We start from the raw sequence: 24,054 nt of genomic DNA on the forward strand, positions 1-24,054 counted from the left end.
TTAGAAAAACTACATTCCATGTAATGTTCTGTGGTCTTGCCAAGTCACTCCCTTAGAAACTCAAGCACTGCTTATTTTTGAGCGCAACTTTACTCTTAGATAACATTTAGTCAACAGGAAAAGCCCTGTAGCCCTAAAAATACCTCTTTTTTGTTGAGAAACGCGATCAAAGTAGCGCAAGCATACCACTTAAAATGTGATAAAAACCGACTAGAATCAATATTTCAGCGAAATGATTGAAAATTACAGAATAACGACGGCTTATATATGATTATTACAACTTAATATTGCAAATTAATAGCTTTAAAAATATGACCAATCCCATTGATTTTAAAGAAAAATTGTTGTGTTAACGGTTTGTTTAAATGGTGGTTTAGAGTCGCTTGCTTTACAAACTTGAGGTGCAAACGTGTGCTGAACTTTAGAGTTATAACTCTAACGGTGTTTAGGGTGAGTAAAATTTTTGAGGGTGTTTCCGCTAGGTGTGAACTAGTGGTATGATGAGTAAATTAGAACAGAATAATTAAATTGGATTGAAGTGTAGATGGTCATTAAGGCGAAGAGCCCGGCAGGATTTGCAGAGAAGTATATCATTGAAAGTATTTGGAATGGCCGTTTCCCTCCAGGTTCTATCTTGCCCGCAGAGCGTGAGCTTTCTGAGCTGATTGGTGTTACACGTACTACGCTTCGTGAAGTACTACAACGTCTTGCTCGTGATGGTTGGTTGACAATCCAACATGGCAAACCAACTAAAGTTAACCAGTTTATGGAAACCTCAGGTCTTCATATCCTTGATACGCTAATGACGTTGGACGTTGATAACGCAAGCAAAATGGTAGAAGATCTGCTTGCTGCTCGTACTAATATCAGCCCGATCTTTATGCGTTATGCATTCAAAGCAAACAAAGAAGCTTCAGAGCGTACTATCAGTAACGTGATTGAATCTTGTGAAGCGCTACTTGCGGCACCAACTTGGGATGAGTTCCTAGAATCGTCGCCATACGCTGACAAGATCAAACAAGCGGTAAAAGAAGATTCAGAAAAAGATGAAGCGAAACGTCAGACGATCTTAATCGCGAAGACTTTCAACTTCTATGATTACATGCTTTTCCAACGTTTGGCATTCCACTCAGGCAACCAGATTTACGGCCTGATCTTTAACGGTGTGCGTAAACTTTATGACCGTATCGGTAGCTACTACTTCTCTAACCCAGAAGCACGACGTTTAGCGATGGACTTTTATAAAGAGTTGTTCATTATCTGTGAAAGTGGCGAGCGCGAAACTTTGCCATTAGTGATTCGTAACTACGGTATCGCAAGTGCACAAGTTTGGAATGAAATGAAAACGACATTGCCGACGAACTTCACTGAAGACGACAGCTAAGGCATAGGTTTACTATTGTTGTTCCTGTTTAGTCAGTGACGTAAAGAAAACGAAAAAGCGGCGAGATAATTCAATTATCTCGCCGCTTTTTATTTATCTGTCGTTACTAGAAAATTATCAGTGGGTCAGTTACTTACCTATGACGAGTAATTTATCTATGTGTAGCAACTTAAAATTTATCTAGGAGTAGTAACTTAACCCGCAAACTCTTCTGAGTCTGGACGGTTGGTAAATTGCACACCGTTTAGAAAATCGCAAAGTAGTTGGTCTTCACACACTTTGTAGTTTTTGTTTTCTGGCTTGCGGAAGTAAGCGCCGATTTCGTACTTGCTCAAGCTAATGCCAACCACTTCTAGTACGTCCAAAACATCTTCTGCTTTCATGTTCAATGCGATACGAAGCTTCATGAAGATCATGTTGTTCGTCAGTGCAACTTCAGGTTTAGGTTGCTCGCCTTCTTTTTTGCCACGCTTAAGGTTGATGAAACCATTTAGGAATACCGCTAACTCTTTATCTTTCATCTTAGAGCATGACTTGTCGTTGTCATCTTTTAGCCAGTTAATCACTTGGTCATGAGCAACAGTCACATCAGCTTGTTCGATAGCTTTGATGATTTGTGCATTTTTAAGGTTTAGTGCGTGTTGAATACGACGCAAGATTTCGTTGTTAGTCACTGGGGATTCCTAAAAAGGGTTTTAGAGTAAAGAGGTGTTGGTTTAGCCTATTTTTGTCGACGAACCAATTTCTACTCTACATAGCATAGTTGACGGCGACTCTAACAGAGAACGCTAATTTTCGGTAGATATAAAAAATCCCCAATGCTGATTAACTCTTTCAAGTCAAAAATGCATTAGGGATTTAGTGATGGGTGCTTGTTATCTGACTGGAGTCAGAATTACATTACACGCATACCAGGTTGAGCACCTTCGTGTGGCTCAAGGATCCATAGGTCGCTGCCGCCAGGGCCCGCTGCTAGGATCATGCCTTCAGACATACCAAACTTCATCTTACGAGGTTTTAGGTTTGCTACCATTACAGTTAGCTTGCCTTCTAGCTCTTCAGGTTTGTATGCTGATTTGATACCAGAGAATACTTGGCGAGTCTCACCACCGATGTCTAGTTGGAACTTCAGTAGTTTGTTCGCTTTTGGTACTTCTTCACAAGAGATGATACGAGCGATACGCATGTCTACTGCTGCAAAGGCATCGAACTCAATCTCGTCTGCGATTGGCTCTTTGTCTAGCTCAGTTTGGCTTGCTTGCTCTTTTTCAGCTTCTGCTTTTTCTTTCGCTGCTGCTTCAGCGGCTGCATCTTCTTTAGAAGACTCAACCATTGCTTCCACTTTCTTAGGGTCAATGCGGTTGAATAGCGCTTTGAACTTAGTGATCTCGTGATCAGTTAGCGGAGTAGCAATCGCTTCCCACGTTAGCTCTTCGTTTAGGAAAGTTTCAGTGCGAGCTGCAAGCTCTGGCATCACTGGTTTCAGGTAAGCCATCAGTACGCGGAATAGGTTAATACCTACAGAAGAAACTTGTTGAAGCTCAGCTTCTTTGCCTTCTTCTTTAGCAAGAACCCAAGGTGCTTTTTCGTCGATGTACTGGTTAGCTTTATCCGCTAGTGCAGTGATTTCACGGATAGCACGGCTGAATTCACGAGTTTCGTATAGCTCACCGATACGCTCAGCTGCAGCAACGAATTCGTTGTATAGCTCAGGCTCTGCAAATTCAGCAGCTAGCTTGCCTTCAAAACGCTTAGTAATGAAGCCAGCGTTACGAGAAGCTAGGTTAACAATCTTGTTTACTACGTCAGCGTTTACACGTTGAGTGAAGTCTTCAAGGTTAAGATCTAAGTCATCGATGCGGCTGTTTAGTTTAGCAGCGTAGTAGTAACGTAGACACTCAGGGTCTAGGTGGTTTAGGTACGTGCTTGCTTTGATGAATGTGCCTTTCGACTTAGACATCTTCGCACCGTTCACTGTTACGTAGCCGTGTACGAATACGTTGTTTGGCTTACGGAAACCTGCGCCGTCTAGCATTGCTGGCCAGAATAGGCTGTGGAAGTAAACAATGTCTTTACCGATGAAGTGGTAAAGCTCAGTTGTGCTGTCTTTCTTCCAGTATTCATCGAAGTTTAGATCGTCACGTTTGTCACATAGGTTCTTGAAAGAAGCCATGTAGCCAACAGGTGCGTCTAGCCATACGTAGAAGAACTTGTCTTTTTCGCCTGGGATTTCAAAGCCGAAGTAAGGTGCATCACGTGAGATATCCCACTGTTGCAGACCAGACTCAAACCATTCCTGCATTTTGTTTGCAGTTTCATTCTGTAGAGAGCCAGAACGAGTCCACTCTTTAAGCATGCTTTCGAACTGAGGTAGGTCGAAGAAGAAGTGCTCAGAGTCTTTCATTACTGGAGTTGCGCCAGAAACCGCTGATTTAGGGTTAATTAGCTCAGTTGGGCTGTATGTCTCACCACAGTTATCACAGTTATCACCATACTGGTCTTCTGACTTACACTTAGGGCAAGTACCTTTTACGAAGCGGTCTGGTAGGAACATCTCTTTCTCAGGATCGAAAAGCTGAGAAATAGTGCGGCTAGAAATGAAGCCGTTCTTTTTAAGTTCTAAGTAGATGTGAGAAGCCAGTTCACGGTTCTCTTCGCTGTGTGTGCTGTGGTAGTTATCAAAGCTGATATCAAAGCCAGCGAAGTCTTTTTGGTGCTCTTCACTAACAGCAGCGATCATCTCTTCTGGCGTGATACCCATCTGTTGAGCTTTAAGCATAATTGGCGTGCCGTGAGCATCGTCAGCACAGATGAAGTTTACAGTGTTGCCACGTAGACGCTGGTATCGAACCCAGATATCAGCTTGGATATGCTCAAGCATATGGCCAAGGTGAATAGAGCCGTTAGCGTACGGAAGCGCACAAGTTACCAAAAGTTGTCTTGGATCAGTTGCCATACTTAATAATTCGCTTTTTTGATAGGTATAAATTTGAGAGGTAATACTACTTTATAACGTGTGATACGCCAAGGTATCAGACTAAGGATTCCCCTAGTTTTTTAGGGGTTCAGTCTTCATCTCGTGGGTGATAGCATAAATAAAAAAAGGAGTCCCAATGCGTAACTTTACTTCTAAGCAAGATTTCTGTTCATGGTTGAATGAGTTCGAGTCACCAATCCTCATCCCAGAGTGGGCGCTACACCAAAATATTGTATCGGTTGATCCGCGTGGATCATTTGTTATCACCTTACCTTTTGCCGCTAATCAGCTTGCGGTTGAATTGGAACAGTGGATTCACTCTCAGATTGAACAACAGCTTGTTAGCGCTTTTCAGTTTGAAGTGAAGGTGAAGCCGTCTGCGTTAGAAACCACGGTTGCGACACCATTGAAGGGGGTGAAGAACATCATCGCCGTGACATCTGCAAAGGGTGGGGTGGGTAAATCGACCACTTCAGTCAACCTTGCTTTGGCTTTATCTAAGTCTGGTTCAAAAGTGGGTTTGTTGGATGCGGATATCTATGGTCCTTCTGTACCTATGATGCTTGGCCAATTAGATGCGAAACCAGAAGTCCAGAATAACAAGTGGATGATGCCAATCGAAGCGCACGGTATTTTCACTCACTCTATCGGTTATCTTGTGTCGAAAGATGACGCTGCGATTTGGCGCGGTCCAATGGCGGCCAAGGCTTTAGGTCAGCTTGTTAACGAAACCGTATGGCCAGAGTTGGATTATCTAGTTATTGATATGCCACCGGGCACGGGCGATATTCAGCTGACGTTATCGCAACAGATCCCAGTGACCGGGGCTGTAGTGGTGACCACTCCTCAAGATTTGGCGCTAGCGGATGCACGTAAAGGCGTAGCGATGTTTGATAAGGTGAGTGTGCCAGTCGCAGGCTTAGTTGAAAACATGAGCTATCATATTTGTAGTCACTGTGGTGAGAAAGAGCATATCTTTGGTGTTGGTGGTGCCGAAGCTATGTCAGAAGAGTTTTACCTCGATATTTTGGCACAGATCCCTCTTCATATTGATGTGCGAGAAGATATCGATGCAGGTTGCCCGACGGTGATTCGTCGTCCAGATAGTGAACATACACGTCACTACTTAGAGCTTGCAGAGAATGTGGCTGCGAAGATGTTCTGGACCGGCAAGGCGAGACCAGAAGCGATTAACTTCTCTATGGTTGAATAACGAATCTATGGTTGAATAGCGCAAGTTAATCACAAAGTCGTTTAAATATAGTTTGGATTAGATAAACAGCGGTGGATTTAAGTCAATATCCATTGGGCTTGTGCAAATAGTTGTAGGCAAGTTATTTGAAAGCAAACGATTGCATTCATTAAATGCATTGATATCATCAATTTGACTGCAATTAGCTAAAATGGCGACTAGAATCTATGTGCTTTAGCCCCTATAATCAGGCGGTTTATCTCTTCCCACCACCAAACCATATCGGGTGCAAAATTAATGTCTGATAATAATCAATGTGTCATCGTAGGTATCGCTGGCGCTTCAGCTTCAGGAAAAAGTCTGATTGCTAGTACAATTTATAATGAATTGCGCGAAAAAGTAGGCGACCATCAAATTGGTGTTATCACGGAAGATTGCTATTACAGCGACCAAAGCCACTTGAGTATGGAAGAGCGTGTTAAAACTAACTACGATCACCCAAATGCACTAGATCATGATCTTTTATGTGAACATCTACAGCAGCTAATGAGTGGCAACGCCGTAGAAGTTCCTGAATACAGCTACACAGAGCACACACGTACTTCTGAAACGACTACACTTACTCCAAAGAAAGTGATCATTTTAGAGGGTATTCTGCTTCTAACAGACCCGCGTCTTCGTAAACTAATGCACGCAAGTGTGTTTATGGATACACCATTAGACATCTGTCTATTACGCCGTGTTAAGCGTGATGTAGAAGAGCGTGGTCGTACAATGGACACGGTACTTAAGCAATACCAAGAAACAGTACGTCCAATGTTCATGCAGTTTATCGAGCCTTCAAAACAACATGCAGACATCATCGTTCCTCGTGGTGGTAAAAACCGTATTGCGATTGATGTGCTAAAAGCGCACATTGCGAAGTTGTTGAAGTCTTAATCGAATAAAATTTTGCCTAAGTGACTCACTTAGCTTTATTTTTTACCGAATCAGTGGCACTTTTATAGTGCCACTTTCTTTTGGAATCTAAGCAAGGAATATGCGGATGAAGAAACTACTCATTTTCATAGCTGTACCAGTGTTTGTTGTCGTTGCAGCAATTCTGGCACTAGTGCTGTTAGTGAATCCCAACCAATTTAAGCCATTAATTGTCGAACAAGCCCAAAAACACACAGGCCTAGAGCTAGTGATCGAGGGTGATATCAGCTGGCAATTCTTCCCATCCATTGGCTTTGAACTTGGTCAAACTGAATTACGCAACCCTGAAGGTTTTACGCAACCTAACCTATTTAAGGTTGATACCGTTGGCGTTGACGTTTCGGTTACTCCGCTATTTAGCAACCAACTAGAGATCGGCAACATTACTCTAGATGGTGCAGAATTCTATTTAGAAACGCTTAAAGATGGTCGCAAGAACATTGATGCACTAACGCAAGCGTCAGCGCCTCAAGAATCTGAGCCTGCAGCAGGCACAAGTCCTGAATCAGCGCCTGCCCCTCAAGAGCAAACTACCACAGACGCATCGGGTTGGACGATCAACCTTGCAGGCGTAACTGTATCAAACGCATTGTTTGAAATGGACGACAAGCAAGCGGGTTCATTCACTAAGCTATACGATGTGTCTTTGAATCTTTCTGAGTTTGCCGTTGATACATGGACAACCGCGACATTTGCGGCTTCTGGTGAGAACAATCAACAGAATTTCTCTGCACAAGGCAGTGCAGAATTCAAATTAGCTGAAGGCTTTGCAAGTTACGCACTTCGTAATATCGACTTAAACGCTAAGTTCAATGATTCAGCGACGTCGATTGAGTCAGCAAAAATTGGCTTGAATACGTTTGAGTTCGATAAGGTAAACCAACTGACTTACGCTGTAATCGGTAATGCAGCTGGCCTTGACCTTGATCTTAAAGGTGGCGGTGAACTTACTGTTGATAGCGCGATTTCAAAAGTAACGCTGAACAAGTTAACGTTAGACTCAACATTCAAAGGCGACACGCTTCCTCAGTCTCCAATGAAAGTCGACATGCTGTCTGACTTAAGCTTCGATCTTAACAAGAGCCACCTGAGCTTTGTGTTAGAGAAGCTACAAGCTAACGCTATTGCATTAGACGGTAAAGCAGACGTAATCCTATCTGAAATACCAAAGGTTCGTTTCTCTCTTCATAGCCCGAATATTGATTTAGATGAATTCTTAGGCTTAGGCAATACAACAGAAACAGCGAGCACAGCGCCTTCTGGTTCTGCTGGTGGTTCAACGTCAAGTTCTGGTAGTTCAGATCCAGCTAAAGAAGTGGAACCTGATCTGTCGGCTCTGAAAACGTTAGACGTGAAAGGTGACATCACGATTGATAAGTTCAAGGCGAACAACGCGAAGATGCAGAATGTTAAAACCGCATTTTCGGTTAACCGTGGTATCGCAGAGCTAACCTCATTCACCTCGAATCTTTACCAAGGTTCTATTTCTGCTACTGCAAAGTTAGACGCTCGTAAAACACCAGCGACTTACACGGCTAAGAAGAAAATCAAAGGCGTGAAAGTACAACCGTTACTGGTTGATGTTGCAGATAACGATATGCTGGAAGGTACCGGTAATATTGATGTCAACGTGAAAGGTAAGAGTCTAACTCCGACGGGTATCAAGAAAAACCTAGTCGGTACTATCGCGATTAACTTTGAAGATGGTGCAGTTAACGGCATCAACGTAGCTCAACTGATTCGAGAAAACTACGCTAAGATCAAGGGCGAGAAAGTTGAAAGCACAAATGAAGCTCAAAAAACGGACTTCAGTGCAATGAAAGCGACGCTGAAAGTGGATAAAGGTTGGGTTTCAACTAACGACTTATCAGCACAGTCGCCACTGTTACGTGTGACAGGTCAAGGTAAAGCAAACTTCATCAATGAAACGGTCGACTTCCTTGTGCGTACATCAATTGTGGGTTCACTTGAAGGTCAGGGCGGTAAGAGCATCGACGACCTGAAAGATGTGACTATCCCAATTAAGGTAACAGGTCAGTGGGCAGCCCCGAAATTTGCACTTGTTTTTGATGATGTATTGAAACAGAAAGCACAGAAAGAAATTGATCGTGGTTTAGAAAAGTTAGACGAAAAGTACGGTGACAAGATCAAAGATGAGAAAACAAGAGACGCAGTAAACGGTCTACTAAAAGGTTTGTTTAACTAGTCTTCATCTCATTTAAAAATGAACAAAGCGCCACTCCTGTTGTAGGAATGGCGCTTTTTATTTTTGGCTCGATAATACTCAAGAGAGATTCCCTATGACACTCGTCCCTCGCTCTAGGGAATGACGATAGGCCGTCGTCCTTTGTTCAAGAGCGTAACGGCCTAGTGGTCGTCATCCTCGAGAGGGAAGAATGACCGAGTCGGGGATCTCTGGTTGAAGGTGATTACCAGTCAACGCCTTGTAGCGCTTTAACACCAGATTCAAAAGCGTGTTTCACATTGCGAACTTCAGATACTGTATCTGCTATCTCAGTAAGAGTACGGTGCGCGCCACGACCTGTAATGATGACAGACTGCATCTTCGGGCGGTTATTCAACGCCTCAACCACTTCATCGAGTTCGATGTAACCGTAGCTAACCATGTAAGTCAGTTCATCAAACAGAATCACATCGATCGACTCATCAGCCAGCATGCGTTGGCACTCTTTCCATACACGCTGCGCAGCTTCAATATCTTGCGCTTTGTTCTGAGTTTCCCAAGTAAAGCCTGTGCCCATGACTTGGAACTCGACATCAAGCTTTTGCAGAACGTTTTTTTCGCCGTTATCCCAGGTACCTTTAACAAACTGAGCAACGGCGCATTTCTTACCATGACCAACTGCACGTGTAATCGTACCAAAACCGGATGTTGATTTACCTTTACCGTTACCCGTGATGACCAGCAATAGGCCTTTTACTTCTTGTGCTGCAGCGACACGTGCATCGACTTGTTCTTTTACTTTCTGTTGTCTTGCTTTGTGGCGTTGTTCTTTGTTGTCTTCAGTCGACATAACAAATCCTTTTAAGTTGTGATTGCGTCTATCATAGCCTAACTTAACGATAGCAAAAACCATCGGAAGAACAGGTGATTAGGGATGAAAAAGATACTCGTAGTTTGTATGGGGAATATTTGCCGCTCGCCAACAGGTGAAGCGGTGCTAAGGAAGAAAGCGCAACAGCTGGATATTGATGTTGTGGTCGACTCTGCGGGGACGATTGGTTTTCATCAAGGCAACCCGCCAGACTCGCGATCCAAATCTGCAGGAGAGAAGCGAGGCTACAGCTTTAAGGGGATTACTTCTCGTAAAGTGGTAGATAATGACTTCGAAGAATTTGACCTGATACTCGCGGCCGATAGGGCGAATTTAGACGACTTAATGAGCCAATGCCCAGTTCACCTCCAATACAAGCTCGCATTATTTTTGAGCTTTGGAGAGTCACAATATCAAGAGATCCCCGATCCGTATTATGGTGAGGGAAATGGTTTTGAATTGGTGTTGGATTTAATCGAAGAGTCTAGCGAAGCGATACTGCGTTCGATGTAGTGTAGGAACAATGTACGTCGTTTTGTTATCAGCGTAAGGGCTGACCGATAGGTATAAAAAAGGCCGACATTGAATGTCGGCCTCTCTAAATCTAACTTAAAGCTACAGCTAAGATTACTTAGACATTACTTTGTAGATTGGGTCTTCTGCAACGTTCGCTTCAACTAAGCTACCTGCTTTGTGCAGCATAGCAACACAGTCTTGGCTTAGGTGGCGAAGGTGAAGTGTTTTACCTAGCGCCGCGTAACGGTCAGCAATCGTGTCGATCGCTTCAATTGCAGAGTGGTCAGTCACGCGTGAGTTTGCGAAATCAACGATTACATCTTGTGGATCGTTGTATGCGTCAAACAACTCTAGGAAGTTAGCCGTTGAACCAAAGAAGATTGGGCCGTTAACTTTGTACTCTTTTGAGCCTTCAGCGTTTACTGATGTATCTGCGTAGATGTGTTTAGCATGTTGCCAAGCAAACATTAGCGCAGAAGCGACAACACCAACACCTACTGCCACAGCAAGATCAGTCAGTACTGTTACTACGGTAACAAGAACGATAACGAAGAAGTCTTGTTTAGGAACGCGACGCGCAAGCTTGAAGGTTGCCCATTCAAATGTGCCGATAACAACCATGAACATTACGCCCACAAGTGCTGCTAGAGGAATCATTTCAATCAGTGCAGAACCGAACAGGATGAACATCAGTAGTGCAACTGCGGCGACGATACCTGAAAGACGACCACGACCACCTGAGTTTACGTTGATCATCGATTGACCGATCATCGCACAACCACCCATCGCACCGAATACAGAACACGTTACGTTAGCCATACCTTGACCAACACATTCACGGTTAGATTGACCACGAGTGTTTGTCATTTCGTCTAGTACTGTCAGTGTCAGCAGAGATTCAATCAGGCCGATAGCCGCAAGGATAATTGCGTAAGGCAGGATGATCTGTAGTGTATCTAAAGAAAACGGAACAGCAGGAATTGAGAATGTTGGAAGAGAGCCCGCTAGCGTAGCAGCTTCGTCACCAGACATTGTACGTAGGAAGTCGACAACAGTGCGAGTTTCAAGGTCAAGACCCACAACCAAAGCCGTTACTGTAACAATAGCAACTAATGAAGATGGTACTGCTGTTGTTAGCTTAGGTAGGAAGTGGATGATAGCCATTGTAAGGGCTACTAGACCTAGCATTAGTGTCATTTGACCGCTTGGTAACCAAGTCAACGCACCTGTTACGTCTGGCGCTTTAAATTGACCAAGTTGAGCTAGGAAGATAACAATGGCCAAACCGTTCACGAAACCAATCATTACTGGGTGTGGAACGATACGGATAAATTTACCTAGTTTAAATACACCTGCTGCAATTTGCAGAAGGCCAGCCAGCATAACGGCTGCGAATAGGTATTGAACACCATGGGTTGCCACTAGGCTCACCATTACAACGGCCATTGCGCCGGTTGCGCCAGAAATCATACCTGGACGGCCGCCAAAGACAGAAGTGATTAAACCTACGATGAATGCTGCATAAAGACCAACCATTGGGTCAACGCCAGCAACAAAGGCGAATGCTACAGCTTCAGGTACCAGAGCCAGGGCTACTGTAAGACCTGAAAGCACGTCATTCTTTACAGAGTGCTTTGAAAATTGTGGGAATTCGAACATGTTTGCTCAGCTATGCTTAAGATGGATTTACCGACACGGGTGTATTGCGTAGCCAAACAGTGATGGAAAAGAGCGGCAATAGCGAAGTGTCGAAAAGATAAGTGCGCGAATGCTACCCAAAAATGTGATTAAGTTCAAGGTTGAACCTAACTTTGAGTAATATATCTGTTAATTTTTATTCGATTAGTAGATATGAAAAAGGCTGCTTTAATAAGCAGCCTTTGATTCTATTTACTTGCGATTACCTATCAGTAATCACTAGTAGTTTGGCTTAGTCATCGCCGCGCCAGCTTTGTTCGACGCTGCCTGACTGCCTGCACCTTTCGATACAAAACGTTCAGTGCGGAACGGAGCTGCAATCACTTCAATCTCTTTGATCTCTTGAGGACCAGGAGCTTTAGTCATTGGTGAACCGGCTTGCTTCTTAGCAACAGCTGCCTTTGGTGCCGCTTTAGGAGCTTCTGCTTTAACAACAGGTGCTTCTTCAACTTTTGCACTTTCAGCTTTAGGCGCTTCAGCTTCAACAACTGGTGTTGCTTCTGCTTGCACAGCTTCTGCTACAACAGGCGCTTCAACTTTCGTCGCTTCTGCAATCACTGGAGCTTCAACTTTCGCGGTTTCAACAACCACTGGTGCTTCTTCAACGACTGCAGGAGCTTCAACTGCAGCAGGAGTCTCAGCTACTTGAGCTTCAACAGCAGCATCTTCACGACGGATGATAACTTTACCCATTGCAAGCTCTGGACATGCGAAGCCGCCAGTCATTGCTACGTTGCTTTGTGGTGCCGTCTCTAGAGCAACATTCTGCTCTTGAACAGATGTTTGAGCTTCAGCTGCTACTTGAACTTCAGCCACTTCAGGCTTTGCCAGCTTGTGGTGAGGTTTTGGAATGAAGCGAGGCATCACTTTACCCATAGCCATCTCTGGAGAAGCTACACCACCTTTACGTAGGCGGAATGGGTTAGGGCGACGATCACGACCGCGACGACGACGTTGACCACTTGCACGTAGGTGACGTGGAGAACGACGGTTACGACGTTGTTTCGGCTCTTCCTGTTCAGTTTGCTCTGCATTCGCTTGAGTTGCTTCTACTTGTTCCGCAACTTTTTGCTCTTGAGCTACTGACTGTTCTTTTGAAACAGATAGTTCTTTAGCAGCAACCTGCTCTTTTGAAGCGTTATCTTCAGCTTGAGCTTGTTGGTCTTTAACACGAACTTGCTTGTTCAGTTTACGACGCTGACGACGCTCTTTAATCTTAGCTGCTTTCGCTTCAGGTTTAGCCTTAGGCGCTTCCGGTTTACCAGCTTGTGCTTCTGCTGCTAGCTGTAGACCTTCTTCTGCTAATTTAGATGGTGCTTGCTCTTCGCGTTGCTTCTGCTCATCACGTGGCTTGTTGCGACGGTCTTGCTTAGGCTTGCGAGGCTGACGAGTTTGCTGTGGAGCTGCTTCTTTTTGCTCTTCAGGCTTCTCATCACGAGCTGGCTTACGGCGGCGTTTGTTGTCACGGTTTTCGTTACGATTGTCACCACGTTCACCACGGTCGTTACGCTGTTCGCCACGCTCACCACGTTGGTTACGACGACGGTTATCGTTACGATCACGGCGTTGACGGTTGCCGTTGTTACGATTGTTTTTAGGTTTTTCTTCTTCTTTCTTCTCTTCTTCTTTTTTCTCTTCTTGAGTTGAAGAGCCAAATAAGAAGCTACCGATAGCTTTGAAGAAACGACCAATTAGGCCTGGTTCTTGAGTCGCTGCTGGTTCAGCTTTCTTCTCTTCTACAGCTTTAGGTGCTGGAGCAGGAGTTGGTGCTGATTGAGCAGGAGCTGCGAAGCCTTTCAGAGCAGGTTCTTCGATCTTCTTAGGACGAATAGTCTGTTCAGCAGGCTCTTTGCTTTCCGCTTCTTTTAGAGCTTCTAGCTTGTTAGGCAGCAAGTAAGATAGTAGATCGAACTCTTCACCTTCACGAACACGGATAACCTCAAAATGCGGCGTTTCCATGTCTGAGTTAGGAACAACAGTGATCTTAACTTCTTGGTTCTTCTCGATGTGGTTTACTGAGCGACGTTTTTCGTTCAGAAGGTAAGAAGCGATTGGAACAGGCACAACAGCAAGTACTTGTGCTGTGTTGTCTTTTAGAGCTTCTTCTTCAATCAAACGTAGAACAGAAAGTGCTAGAGATTCGTTATCACGAACAACACCAGTACCTGTACAACGAGGACAAATGTGGTGGCTTGCTTCTGCTAGTGATGGGCTCAAACGTTGACGAGACATCTCTAGAAGACCAAAGCGAGAAATACGACCAATCTGAACACGTGCGCGATCTAAACGAACGGCATCACGTAGACGGCTTTCTACTTCGCGTTGGTGGCGAACCGGGGTCATATCGATAAAGTCGATTACAACAAGACCACCTAGGTCACGTAGACGTAATTGACGTGCAATTTCATCGGCAGCTTCTAGGTTAGTGTTAAGTGCTGTTTCTTCAATATCGCCGCCCTTTGTTGCACGAGCAGAGTTGATATCGATAGAAGTCAGTGCTTCTGTTGGGTCGATTACGATAGAACCACCAGATGGAAGACGAACTTCACGTTGGAAAGCAGATTCGATCTGGCTTTCAATCTGGTAATGGCTGAATAGTGGCACTTCACCATCGTATTTCTTAACGCGATTCATGAAATCTGGGCGTATTAATTGAATGTGCGCTTGTGCACGTTCAAAAATAGTATTGCTGTCGATTAGAATCTCGCCAATATCACGACGTAGGTAGTCACGAATTGCGCGAACAATAACGTTACTCTCTTGGTGAATTAGGAAAGGAGCTGCATTTGAATCAGAAGCTTGCTTGATAGCGCCCCAATGGTTCAATAGAACATTCAGGTCCCACTCTAGCTCTTCTGCGCTTTTGCCAACACCCGCTGTACGCACGATTAAGCCCATACCTTGAGGAAGCTCAAGAGTGCTTAATGCTGCTTTCAGTTGAGTGCGTTCTTCACCTTCGATACGACGAGAAATACCGCCAGCACGAGGGTTATTAGGCATAAGAACTAAGTAACTACCAGCCAAAGAGATGAAAGTTGTCAGTGCAGCACCTTTGCTACCACGTTCTTCTTTCTCTACTTGTACGATTACTTCTTGGCCTTCTTTTAGCACTTCTTTAATGCTAGGACGGCCTTGGTATGTATAACCTTCAGGGAAGTATTCGCGGGCAATTTCTTTAAGAGGGAGGAAACCGTGACGTTCTGCGCCGTAATCAACGAATGCCGCTTCTAGGCTTGGTTCAATACGGGTAATACGTCCTTTGTAGATATTCGCTTTCTTTGACTCGTGACCTGGACTTTCGATATCTAGATCGAACAGTCGTTGGCCATCAACCAAAGCGACACGCAACTCTTCTTTTTGAGTTGCGTTAATTAACATTCTTTTCATTTAGAAGTTCTCATTGTCTTTTCTTATTTTCATCATTGTTCTTATCGCTTTATTTCGTTTCTCATGGTGCCAGATCCCATGGCTTTATCGGTGCAGCCTCCCGGCTGGAGAGGGATGCTCTGGGGCACGTCAGTCATCATAGGGAGTTAGCCTATGATCCGCGATGTGGCGGTGAATACTCAACATGAGTGTACGTGAGTAGAGCGATAAGGAACTCAGTTGACCGTGTCTTACGCCGATTGCAGCACTGTCTAATCTGAGTTATCTACTCATTTACTTGCTTATGAATGGTTAGCTGTTTAAATAATAGTCAAACCACTGATAGCAGCTGTGAACTATAGCAGCGGTCGGTAAACACAGCAATCTGCTTTGTCGGAATGCTGTAAAAAAAACAGTTTTTGTTTGGGTTTTGATAGCTCTAACTCACTGTCTATAAATAATTTATCAATTGATATTTTAATTTGCAGGAATCTTGGTGCTTTTTTGTTCGAAGAATCAAAGAAATATAGAACTTCGGCGACCATTTTGGGATAGATCGGTAAGGATTAGGGATAAATAAGTTCGGAATAGGGCTAAGAAAATCTCAATTATCAAAAGTGACAGTGATACAATAGCGCAATGAGCGAAATTAGAACCCAAGTCCAATTCGTCGACATTGACGAAGATATGGCTGGTCAGCGTATTGATAACTTCTTACGCAACCAATTAAAAAACATCCCGAAAAGCATGATTTACCGAATCGTGCGTAAAGGCGAAGTCCGCGTAAATAAAAAACGCATTAAGGCTGAGTACAAACTAAAAGCTGGCGATTTAGTTCGTATCCCTCCGGTTACTATTGAAGAGAAAACAGAAGAGAACGTGCCGAGCACGAAACTCAACAAGGTTTCAGAATTAGAACAGTGCATCATTTATGAAGATGATCACATGCTAATTATTAACAAACCGTCTGGCACTGCTGTTCATGGTGGTAGCGGATTAAAATTTGGCGCGATTGAAGCATTACGTGCTCTTCGCCCTGATGCTCGTTTTCTTGAATTAGTGCACCGTATCGATAGAGATACGTCTGGCATTTTGCTTGTTGCTAAGAAGCGCTCGGCGCTAAGACACCTTCAAGCACAGTTCCGTGAAAAAACGGTTCAAAAATACTACTTCGCTTTAGTTATGGGCGAATGGAAGAACAGCTGCAAAGTCGTCAACGCACCTTTGTTGAAAAATGAAGTGAACAGCATTGTTCGAGTTAACCCGAATGGTAAAGCTTCTGAAACCCGTTTTAAGGTTTTAGAAAAATTCCAAGAGGCGACGTTGATTCAAGCAAGCCCAATTACAGGCCGAACACACCAAATTCGTGTGCACGCTCAGTATACTGGTCACCCAATTGCTTGGGATGATCGCTACGGTGATCGTCGTTTTGACGCTTACACGGGTAAGGTTGGTCTTGATCGTCTGTTCCTACATGCAGCAAACATCAAGTTCACACACCCAGGTAGTGAAGAGAAGATGGATATCTCGGCGCCAATGGAAAGAAGGCTAGAGAAAGCCCTAACTGGTTTACGTAAGCTTTAAGAAGATACGAGATACGAGATACGAGATACGAAGGTATAGAGTGCCTCTAAATTTGTTCTTCAGTATCCATAAATGAGAAAGGTTGACGAATATCGTCAACCTTTTTTGTTTTCATCTGTTGTAGAAGATCCCCAAGTCGCTCGTTCCTCGCTCTTGAGGATGACGACTTTTTAAAATCACGCTCTATATCATTAGTTGGTTAGATAAAATTGCGTGTTCCGCCATTCCCTAGACTGACGAAGGAAGGAGTAGGGAATCTCTAACAAAGAGAGCGTATCCGTTATAGTACCCCCATTCCTTGCGCTTCTAACATATCGACTAGATCGATCAGCGGTAAGCCGATCAAAGTATTTGGGTCTTTCCCTTCCATCTGTTTAAACAACGCGATGCCTAACCCTTCACACATAAAGCTACCTGCGCAGTAATAAGGCTGCTCTTTTTCAACATAACTAATGATCTGTTGCTTAGTTAAATCGCGGAAATGCACTACAAAGGTGTCGAGACGTGTGTCAGCTTCATTGGTTTCGTTGTTCCAAACCGAAAGCCCAGTATAAAAAGTAATGCTCTTGCCGCTTTGACGAGATAACTGCTCGATCGCTTTTTCTCGAGTGTGAGGCTTACCAATGATCTCTCCATCAATTACGCAAACCTGATCAGAACCAATGACTAAGCTAGGTTGCTCCACAACACAAGACTTAGCTTTGGTCTCAGCAAGGCGCATCACCAGCTGTTGAGGCGTCTCTTCAGGAAGCGGCGTTTCATCGCAGTCTGGCTTGGCTGTAATGAAGCTTAACTGTAGTTTTTTGAGGATCTCTTGCCTAAATGGTGATGTAGAGGCTAAAACTAGTTGGTAATTTCTCATTTTAATTTACAATTCAAGGAAGCATTTATCTCAGGATAACGTAACTTGTCCTGCTATTCATAATGCTCTGAATAGGAAAGGCAGGAAAGTACATTTTTTTTGCCATTTCCTTTGACTAAACACGATTTGGAAGATAAGATTCGCGCCCTATGCAAAAGGAAAAAATACCGCGTACAGTTGATCCGGCAAGAACGGCTCAAAAACGACTCGATATGGATGGTATCATCCAGGTCAGTCTTTTGAAGCGTTTAACTGAAGCAACTGAAGGCGTAAAACGTGACGCGCAAGTCTCAATGTCATTTGGGCTTGATGAACAACGATTAGTCGTTATCTCTGGTAAAGCTAACGTCGAAGTCGATTTAGAGTGTCAACGTTGTAATGAGGTTTTCGCACATGAGTGCGATGTCCAATTTACTTATACTCCTGTTTACAGTGAGAAAAGTGAAGAGGAAGCACCGGAAGAGTACGATTTGGTAGATCTGAACGAGTACGGTGAGTTAGACCTGATTCAATTAGTTGAAGACGAGTTCATCCTTGGATTGCCACAAATAGCAATGCACGACGATGCGAAATGTAGCGTTAACTCAAATAACTTGGTGTTTGGTGAACTTCCTGAAGAAATTGAGGAAGACAAAAAGCCGAATCCATTTGATGTTTTAAAAAGCTTAAAGAAGTAATTGCTTCTTTAAGAATTTACATAGGAGTAGGGTCAATGGCCGTACAAAAGAGCAAGAAATCACGTTCAATGCGTGGCATGCGTCGTTCACACGATGCGCTAACTACAGCTGCACTTTCTGTAGACGCAACTTCAGGTGAAACTCACCTACGTCACAACGTGACTGCCGAAGGTTTCTACCGCGGCAAAAAGGTTATCAACAAGTAAGGTTGACCTTTGCAAAATCTAACCGTTGCGCTTGATGCAATGGGCGGGGACTTCGGTCCTCGTGTAACAGTGCCTGCCGCCGTGCAGGCACTGTCGTATTTCCCAGAGCTAAAAGTCATTCTAATAGGTGATCGAAACGCGATCACATCTCAATTATCTTCATTAGGTCGAATGCCTGATTCTCGTTTGAGTATCCAGCATTGTGATCGAGTCATTTCCAATTCTGAAAAACCTTCACTAGCCTTACGTAATAGTCAGGGTAGCTCTATGCGTGCCGCTATCGATCTGGTTGCCGAATCACAGGCTGATGCTTGTGTGAGTGGTGGTAACACTGGCGCACTGATGGCTTTATCCCGTTTCAGACTCAAGCTTCTTCCCGGTATTGATAGGCCTGCATTGGTTTCAGCTTTGCCTACTGCATCCGGAAATCGCACATGGATGCTTGATTTAGGGGCGAACGTTTCTAGTGACGCAGATTCACTCTTTCAGTTTGCTGTCATGGGCAGTGCATTAGCAGAACAACATTTAGGTCGCGCACCACGTGTCGCTATCTTGAATATCGGTGCAGAAGAAATTAAAGGCAATGACCTTGTAAAACGATGCGCTGAAATGTTGTCTAATACCCAGTCTGTGAACTTCATAGGCTATATTGAAGGTAATCAATTACTTCAAGATGCTGCTGATGTCGTCGTATGTGATGGTTTTGTGGGCAATGTCTGCTTAAAAACGTGCGAAGGTACGGCTCAGCTCTTTATTGATAAGCTAAAAACGCGCATGATGGCTTCAACAATAAAGGGTTGGATAGCCAGAATGCTGTTTTCTGAGCTATTTACTGAATTAAAAACCTTGAACCCCGACCAGTATAACGGCGCAAGTTTGTTAGGATTGCGCGGCATTGTCATTAAAAGTCATGGAAGTGCTGATGTGTCTGCAGTCGTCAACGCGATTGGTGAAGCAGTACACGAGGTCAAACGACAAGTCCCCAGCCGCATTAGCGATCGTTTGGAAGCGGTTTTACTCGAGAGGCATTATTAGTCTTCATGTATAGCAAAATTTTAGGTACTGGCAGCTACTTGCCATCTCAGGTGCGTACTAACGCAGACTTAGAGAAAATGGTAGAGACTAGCGATGAGTGGATCGTTGCTAGAACGGGTATTAAAGAGCGTCGTATTTCAGCGGAAAACGAAACCGTTGCTGATATGGCGTTTTACGCTGCTGAAAATGCCATTGAAATGGCAGGTATCGACAAAGAAGAGATTGATTTAATCATCGTTGCGACAACCAGCAGTAGCCACACATTCCCGTCTTCGGCATGTCAGGTACAAGGCAAGCTTGGTATCAAAGGCTGCCCTGCGTTTGATTTGGCTGCAGCGTGTTCTGGTTTTGTCTACGCACTGTCTGTTGCTGATCAACACATCAAGACTGGCATGTGTAAGAACGTTTTGGTAATTGGTGCTGATGCACTGTCAAAAACCTGTGATCCGACTGACCGCTCTACTATCATCCTATTTGGTGATGCAGCAGGCGCGGTGGTTGTAGGCGCAAGCGAAGAGCCAGGTATTTTGTCTACTCATATTTACTCTGATGGTAAATACGGTGAGCTTCTAAGCCTAGAAGTACCAGAGCGCGGCGGTGATGCAGACAAATGGCTGCACATGGCGGGCAACGAAGTATTTAAAGTGGCGGTAACTCAGCTTTCTAAGCTAGTTAAAGACACCTTAGCGGCGAACAATATGGATAAGTCAGAGCTTGATTGGTTAGTTCCACACCAAGCGAACTACCGTATTATCTCGGCAACCGCTAAAAAGCTGACGATGTCGCTTGATCAAGTAGTGATTACTCTTGATAAGCACGGCAACACGTCAGCAGCTACCGTACCAACGGCCCTAGATGAGGCTGTTCGCGACGGGCGAATTAAACGTGGTCAAACGCTTCTACTTGAAGCATTTGGCGGCGGCTTCACTTGGGGTTCTGCGTTAGTTAAATTCTAACCCTAAGCGATAATCAACAAACAAGGCACATAACTTATGTGCCTTATTCAATTTTTTGCTTTGCTTAAAGGAAAATTACAATGAGCAAATTTGCTATCGTATTCCCAGGCCAAGGCTCTCAAGCTATCGGTATGCTTGCTGACCTAGGCGAACAGTATGATGTTGTTAAAAAGACATTTGCTGAAGCTTCAGAAGCACTTGGTTACGATCTATGGGCATTGGTTCAAGATGGTCCTGTAGAAAATCTAAATGAAACTTTTCGCACTCAACCGGCTCTATTAACAGCGTCTGTTGCAATTTGGCGTGTATGGCAAGAGCTTGGCCTAGAGCAACCTGTAAATCTAGCAGGTCACAGCCTAGGTGAATATTCTGCACTTGTATGTGCCGGCGTTATCGACTTTAAAGAAGCGATCAAGCTGGTTGAACTACGTGGTCAACTGATGCAAGAAGCGGTTCCTGCAGGTGTTGGTGCAATGTACGCAATCATCGGTCTAGACGATGAAGCGATTGCTAAAGCGTGTGAAGAAGCTGCGCAAGACGAAGTTGTGTCTCCAGTTAACTTTAACTCTCCTGGCCAAGTTGTTATCGCGGGTAACAAAGCGGCAGTAGAGCGTGCTGGTGCACTTTGTAAAGAAGCGGGCGCTAAGCGTGCACTTCCGCTACCTGTTTCTGTGCCGTCTCACTGTGCACTGATGAAGCCAGCAGCAGACAAGCTAGCGGTGGCTCTAGAAGCTCTAGAGTTCAACACGCCAGCATTGCCTGTTATCAATAACGTTGATGTTATCGCTGAAACAGATCCTGCAAAAATTAAAGACGCACTTGTTCGTCAGCTGTACAGCCCAGTTCGTTGGACTGAAGGCGTACAAGCGATGAATGAGCAAGGCGTTGAGAAGCTACTTGAATTAGGCCCTGGTAAAGTTCTTACTGGTCTAACAAAACGAATCGTAAAAACTATGACAGCTGCTGCAGTTAATGACACTGCATCACTAGAAGCTGCTAAGTAAATAACCACTTAATAGAGAAGTTATGATGAATTTAGAAGGCAAAGTTGCACTAGTTACAGGCGCAAGCCGTGGCATCGGTCGTGCAATCGCTGAACTTTTAGTTGAGCGTGGTGCTAAAGTTATCGGTACTGCGACATCTGAAGGCGGCGCAGCTGCAATCAGCGAGTACCTTGGTGAGAACGGTAAAGGTCTTGCTCTTAATGTAACGGATACTGACTCAATTGCTGCTACACTGAAAACCATCAACGATGAATTCGGTGCGATTGACATTCTAGTTAACAACGCTGGTATCACTCGTGATAACCTACTTATGCGTATGAAAGACGATGAGTGGAACGACATCATTGATACTAACCTAACGCCTATTTTCCGCATGTCTAAAGCTGTATTGCGTGGCATGATGAAGAAGCGTCAAGGCCGTATTGTTAACGTTGGTTCTGTAGTTGGTACTATGGGTAACGCTGGTCAAGCTAACTACGCAGCTGCAAAAGCTGGTGTAATTGGCTTTACTAAATCAATGGCTCGTGAAGTTGCGTCTCGTGGCATTACAGTAAACACTGTAGCGCCTGGTTTTATCGAAACAGACATGACTAAAGCGCTAAATGATGACCAACGTGCAGCAACTTTGGCGAATGTACCAGCAGGTCGACTAGGTGACCCTCGCGAAATCGCTGAAGCTGTGGTATTTTTGGCGTCACCTGCGGCAGCTTATATCACAGGTGAAACACTTCACGTCAATGGCGGTATGTACATGGTGTAAATTATGTGCAACATTTGTGCATGATTTAAGTCAAGATCATACGTAATTTCGGTTAAAATCGTGAAAATTGTGGTTTGACCAGAAAAGTTGACCTTGCAACTTTCAATAGATTGAATAAACTACGGAAAACATCGCATAAAGCGAACTCTGTAAAGGAAAAGAAAAAATGAGCAACCTCGAAGAACGCGTAAAGAAAATCATTGTTGAACAGCTAGGTGTAGACGAAGCTGAAGTTAAAAACGAAGCTTCTTTCGTTGATGACCTAGGTGCAGATTCTCTAGACACAGTAGAGCTAGTAATGGCTCTAGAAGAAGAATTTGACACTGAAATCCCAGATGAAGAAGCTGAGAAAATTACTACTGTTCAAGCAGCTATCGATTACGTAACTAGCGCTCAGTAATAATCTCTCCCAGGCGGTCACCTCGACCGCCTGTGTTTTATCTAACTCATCTATCCTCATCTTAAATCACCTCAATCCCCGGAGTGTAAAATCGTGTCCAAGCGTCGTGTAGTTGTCACTGGCATGGGTATGTTGTCACCGGTAGGCAACACTGTAGAATCTTCTTGGAAAGCCCTGCTAGCTGGTCAAAGTGGTATCGTTAATATCGATCATTTTGATGCAACCAATTTCTCAACTCGTTTTGCAGGTCTAGTTAAAGACTTTAACTGCGAAGAGTATATGACTAAAAAAGATGCTCGTAAGATGGACTTGTTCATCCAGTACGGCGTCGCAGCAGGTATTCAAGCTTTAGATGATTCAGCCCTAACTATTACTGAAGAAAACGCTCCACGTGTGGGTGTTGCTATCGGTTCTGGTATTGGTGGTCTTGGTTTGATCGAAGCCGGTCACCAAGCTCTAACTGAAAAAGGCCCTCGTAAGATCAGCCCGTTCTTCGTACCGTCGACGATCGTGAATATGATTGCTGGTCACATGTCTATCATGCGTGGCCTACGCGGTCCAAACATCGCGATTTCTACTGCATGTACGACTGGCCTACATAACATTGGTCACGCGGCTCGTATGATTGCATACGGCGATGCAGACGCAATGCTAGCGGGTGGTGCTGAAAAAGCATCAACTCCACTAGGTATGGGCGGTTTTGGTGCGGCTAAAGCACTTTCTACTCGTAACGATGAGCCTCAAAAAGCTTCTCGTCCATGGGACAAAGGCCGTGATGGCTTCGTTCTTGGCGACGGTGCAGGCATGATGGTTCTTGAAGAGTACGAATATGCGAAAGCTCGTGGCGCTAAGATTTACTGTGAGCTAGTTGGCTTCGGTATGTCGGGTGACGCTTACCACATGACATCTCCAAGTGAAGATGGCTCAGGTGGCGCACTAGCAATGGAAGCGGCTATGCGTGATGCTGGCATTACTGGTGAACAAATCGGTTATGTAAACGCACACGGTACTTCGACTCCTGCTGGTGACGTAGCGGAAGTTAAGGGCATCAAGCGTGCTCTTGGCGAAGCAGGCAGCAAGCAAGTATTGGTTTCTTCTACGAAATCAATGACAGGCCACCTTCTAGGTGCTGCTGGTTCTGCTGAAGCTATCATCACGGCTATGTCTCTGGTTGACCAAATTGTTCCACCAACAATCAACCTAGATGATCCTGAAGAAGGCTTAGATATTGACTTAGTACCTCACACTGCGCGTGAAGTTAGCAACATGGAATATGCTGCATGTAACTCATTCGGTTTCGGTGGTACAAACGGCTGTTTGATCTTCAAAAAGATTTAATCATCTTATTAAAGACGTAAACACTCGTAGATAGTCACAATTAGACTTGTTTTTAAACGGCTTGA

Annotated in this window: 20 protein-coding genes; 14 read left to right on the plus strand and 6 right to left on the minus strand. The window is 44.3% G+C overall.

All coding sequences use genetic code 11. The annotated features are described in order from the left end of the window. Positions 1 to 544: 544 nt before the first annotated feature. Positions 545 to 1,384, plus strand: coding sequence for a fatty acid metabolism transcriptional regulator FadR (gene fadR / locus AB6E51_RS08390; RefSeq protein WP_017062161.1), 840 nt, complete (start codon positions 545 to 547; stop codon positions 1,382 to 1,384). A gap of 194 nt (positions 1,385 to 1,578) precedes the next feature. On the opposite strand, the gene AB6E51_RS08395 is transcribed toward fadR, so the two are convergent. Then, positions 1,579 to 2,058: a DUF1456 family protein gene (locus tag AB6E51_RS08395; RefSeq protein ID WP_010437231.1), complete on the minus strand. Its 480-nt coding sequence runs from the start codon at positions 2,056 to 2,058 to the stop codon at positions 1,579 to 1,581. A gap of 221 nt (positions 2,059 to 2,279) precedes the next feature. Then, entirely contained in the window at positions 2,280 to 4,340 is a 2,061-nt protein-coding gene (gene metG, locus AB6E51_RS08400) for a methionine--tRNA ligase (protein ID WP_372058192.1), read from the minus strand. Between the two features lie 157 nt (positions 4,341 to 4,497). Here metG and apbC point away from each other — a divergent pair, with 157 nt between their 5' ends. The 3 genes from apbC to AB6E51_RS08415 all read left to right on the plus strand — a co-directional run bounded on the left by apbC (position 4,498) and on the right by AB6E51_RS08415 (position 8,737). After that, positions 4,498 to 5,574: an iron-sulfur cluster carrier protein ApbC gene (apbC, locus tag AB6E51_RS08405; RefSeq protein ID WP_017063474.1), complete on the plus strand. Its 1,077-nt coding sequence runs from the start codon at positions 4,498 to 4,500 to the stop codon at positions 5,572 to 5,574. A gap of 276 nt (positions 5,575 to 5,850) precedes the next feature. Next, a complete protein-coding gene (udk, locus tag AB6E51_RS08410; protein ID WP_004734002.1) occupies positions 5,851 to 6,492 on the plus strand; it encodes a uridine kinase in 642 nt (213 codons plus the stop codon). Positions 6,493 to 6,598: 106 nt separating this feature from the next. Then, positions 6,599 to 8,737 (plus strand): AsmA family protein, encoded by a 2,139-nt coding sequence (locus tag AB6E51_RS08415; RefSeq protein ID WP_017067201.1) that lies wholly within the window; start codon positions 6,599 to 6,601, stop codon positions 8,735 to 8,737. A gap of 223 nt (positions 8,738 to 8,960) precedes the next feature. Here the strand turns inward: AB6E51_RS08415 and cobO are convergent, their stop codons facing one another. Beyond that, positions 8,961 to 9,566: a cob(I)yrinic acid a,c-diamide adenosyltransferase gene (gene cobO / locus AB6E51_RS08420; RefSeq protein ID WP_017062158.1), complete on the minus strand. Its 606-nt coding sequence runs from the start codon at positions 9,564 to 9,566 to the stop codon at positions 8,961 to 8,963. 84 nt (positions 9,567 to 9,650) lie between these two features. Between cobO and AB6E51_RS08425 the strand changes: the two genes are divergently transcribed. Next, positions 9,651 to 10,100, plus strand: coding sequence for a low molecular weight protein-tyrosine-phosphatase (locus AB6E51_RS08425; protein WP_017067202.1), 450 nt, complete (start codon positions 9,651 to 9,653; stop codon positions 10,098 to 10,100). A gap of 114 nt (positions 10,101 to 10,214) precedes the next feature. Here AB6E51_RS08425 and AB6E51_RS08430 read toward each other — a convergent pair whose 3' ends face one another. Further along, positions 10,215 to 11,762 carry a SulP family inorganic anion transporter gene (locus tag AB6E51_RS08430; protein ID WP_017062156.1) on the minus strand — a complete coding sequence of 516 codons (1,548 nt, stop codon included), beginning with the start codon at positions 11,760 to 11,762 and terminating at the stop codon, positions 10,215 to 10,217. 258 nt (positions 11,763 to 12,020) lie between these two features. Further along, on the minus strand, positions 12,021 to 15,188 hold the full coding sequence (gene rne, locus AB6E51_RS08435; protein ID WP_372058191.1) for a ribonuclease E: 3,168 nt from the start codon (positions 15,186 to 15,188) through the stop codon (positions 12,021 to 12,023). Between the two features lie 618 nt (positions 15,189 to 15,806). On the opposite strand from rne, the gene rluC reads away from it, so the two are divergent. Then, positions 15,807 to 16,751, plus strand: a complete 945-nt coding sequence (rluC, locus tag AB6E51_RS08440) for a 23S rRNA pseudouridine(955/2504/2580) synthase RluC (protein ID WP_372058190.1) — start codon at positions 15,807 to 15,809, stop codon at positions 16,749 to 16,751. A 280-nt stretch (positions 16,752 to 17,031) separates the two neighbouring features. Here rluC and AB6E51_RS08445 read toward each other — a convergent pair whose 3' ends face one another. After that, positions 17,032 to 17,613 (minus strand): nucleoside triphosphate pyrophosphatase, encoded by a 582-nt coding sequence (locus AB6E51_RS08445; protein WP_017067204.1) that lies wholly within the window; start codon positions 17,611 to 17,613, stop codon positions 17,032 to 17,034. 149 nt (positions 17,614 to 17,762) lie between these two features. Here AB6E51_RS08445 and yceD point away from each other — a divergent pair, with 149 nt between their 5' ends. The 8 genes from yceD (at position 17,763) to fabF (ending at position 23,989) form a co-directional block, all read left to right on the plus strand. Further along, positions 17,763 to 18,290, plus strand: coding sequence for a 23S rRNA accumulation protein YceD (yceD, locus tag AB6E51_RS08450; protein ID WP_017062153.1), 528 nt, complete (start codon positions 17,763 to 17,765; stop codon positions 18,288 to 18,290). Between the two features lie 35 nt (positions 18,291 to 18,325). Continuing rightward, the gene (gene rpmF / locus AB6E51_RS08455; protein ID WP_004737376.1) at positions 18,326 to 18,496 is read left to right on the plus strand and encodes a 50S ribosomal protein L32; all 171 of its coding nucleotides are present in this window, start codon (positions 18,326 to 18,328) and stop codon (positions 18,494 to 18,496) included. Positions 18,497 to 18,505: 9 nt separating this feature from the next. Beyond that, on the plus strand, positions 18,506 to 19,531 hold the full coding sequence (gene plsX / locus AB6E51_RS08460) for a phosphate acyltransferase PlsX (RefSeq protein WP_017062152.1): 1,026 nt from the start codon (positions 18,506 to 18,508) through the stop codon (positions 19,529 to 19,531). A 5-nt stretch (positions 19,532 to 19,536) separates the two neighbouring features. After that, complete coding sequence (locus AB6E51_RS08465) at positions 19,537 to 20,487, plus strand: beta-ketoacyl-ACP synthase III (protein ID WP_017054985.1); 951 nt, start codon at positions 19,537 to 19,539, stop codon at positions 20,485 to 20,487. Between the two features lie 80 nt (positions 20,488 to 20,567). Further along, positions 20,568 to 21,491, plus strand: a complete 924-nt coding sequence (gene fabD, locus AB6E51_RS08470) for an ACP S-malonyltransferase (RefSeq protein ID WP_017063479.1) — start codon at positions 20,568 to 20,570, stop codon at positions 21,489 to 21,491. Between the two features lie 25 nt (positions 21,492 to 21,516). Continuing rightward, the gene (fabG, locus tag AB6E51_RS08475; RefSeq protein ID WP_170962450.1) at positions 21,517 to 22,251 is read left to right on the plus strand and encodes a 3-oxoacyl-ACP reductase FabG; all 735 of its coding nucleotides are present in this window, start codon (positions 21,517 to 21,519) and stop codon (positions 22,249 to 22,251) included. Positions 22,252 to 22,417: 166 nt separating this feature from the next. Continuing rightward, on the plus strand, positions 22,418 to 22,651 hold the full coding sequence (acpP, locus tag AB6E51_RS08480) for an acyl carrier protein (protein WP_004737381.1): 234 nt from the start codon (positions 22,418 to 22,420) through the stop codon (positions 22,649 to 22,651). Between the two features lie 93 nt (positions 22,652 to 22,744). Continuing rightward, complete coding sequence (fabF, locus tag AB6E51_RS08485) at positions 22,745 to 23,989, plus strand: beta-ketoacyl-ACP synthase II (protein WP_372058189.1); 1,245 nt, start codon at positions 22,745 to 22,747, stop codon at positions 23,987 to 23,989. Positions 23,990 to 24,054: the final 65 nt, after the last annotated feature.

This window comes from Vibrio sp. 10N.247.311.47 (genome assembly GCF_041467535.1).
In the GTDB taxonomy this organism is placed as follows: domain Bacteria; phylum Pseudomonadota; class Gammaproteobacteria; order Enterobacterales; family Vibrionaceae; genus Vibrio; species Vibrio crassostreae_C.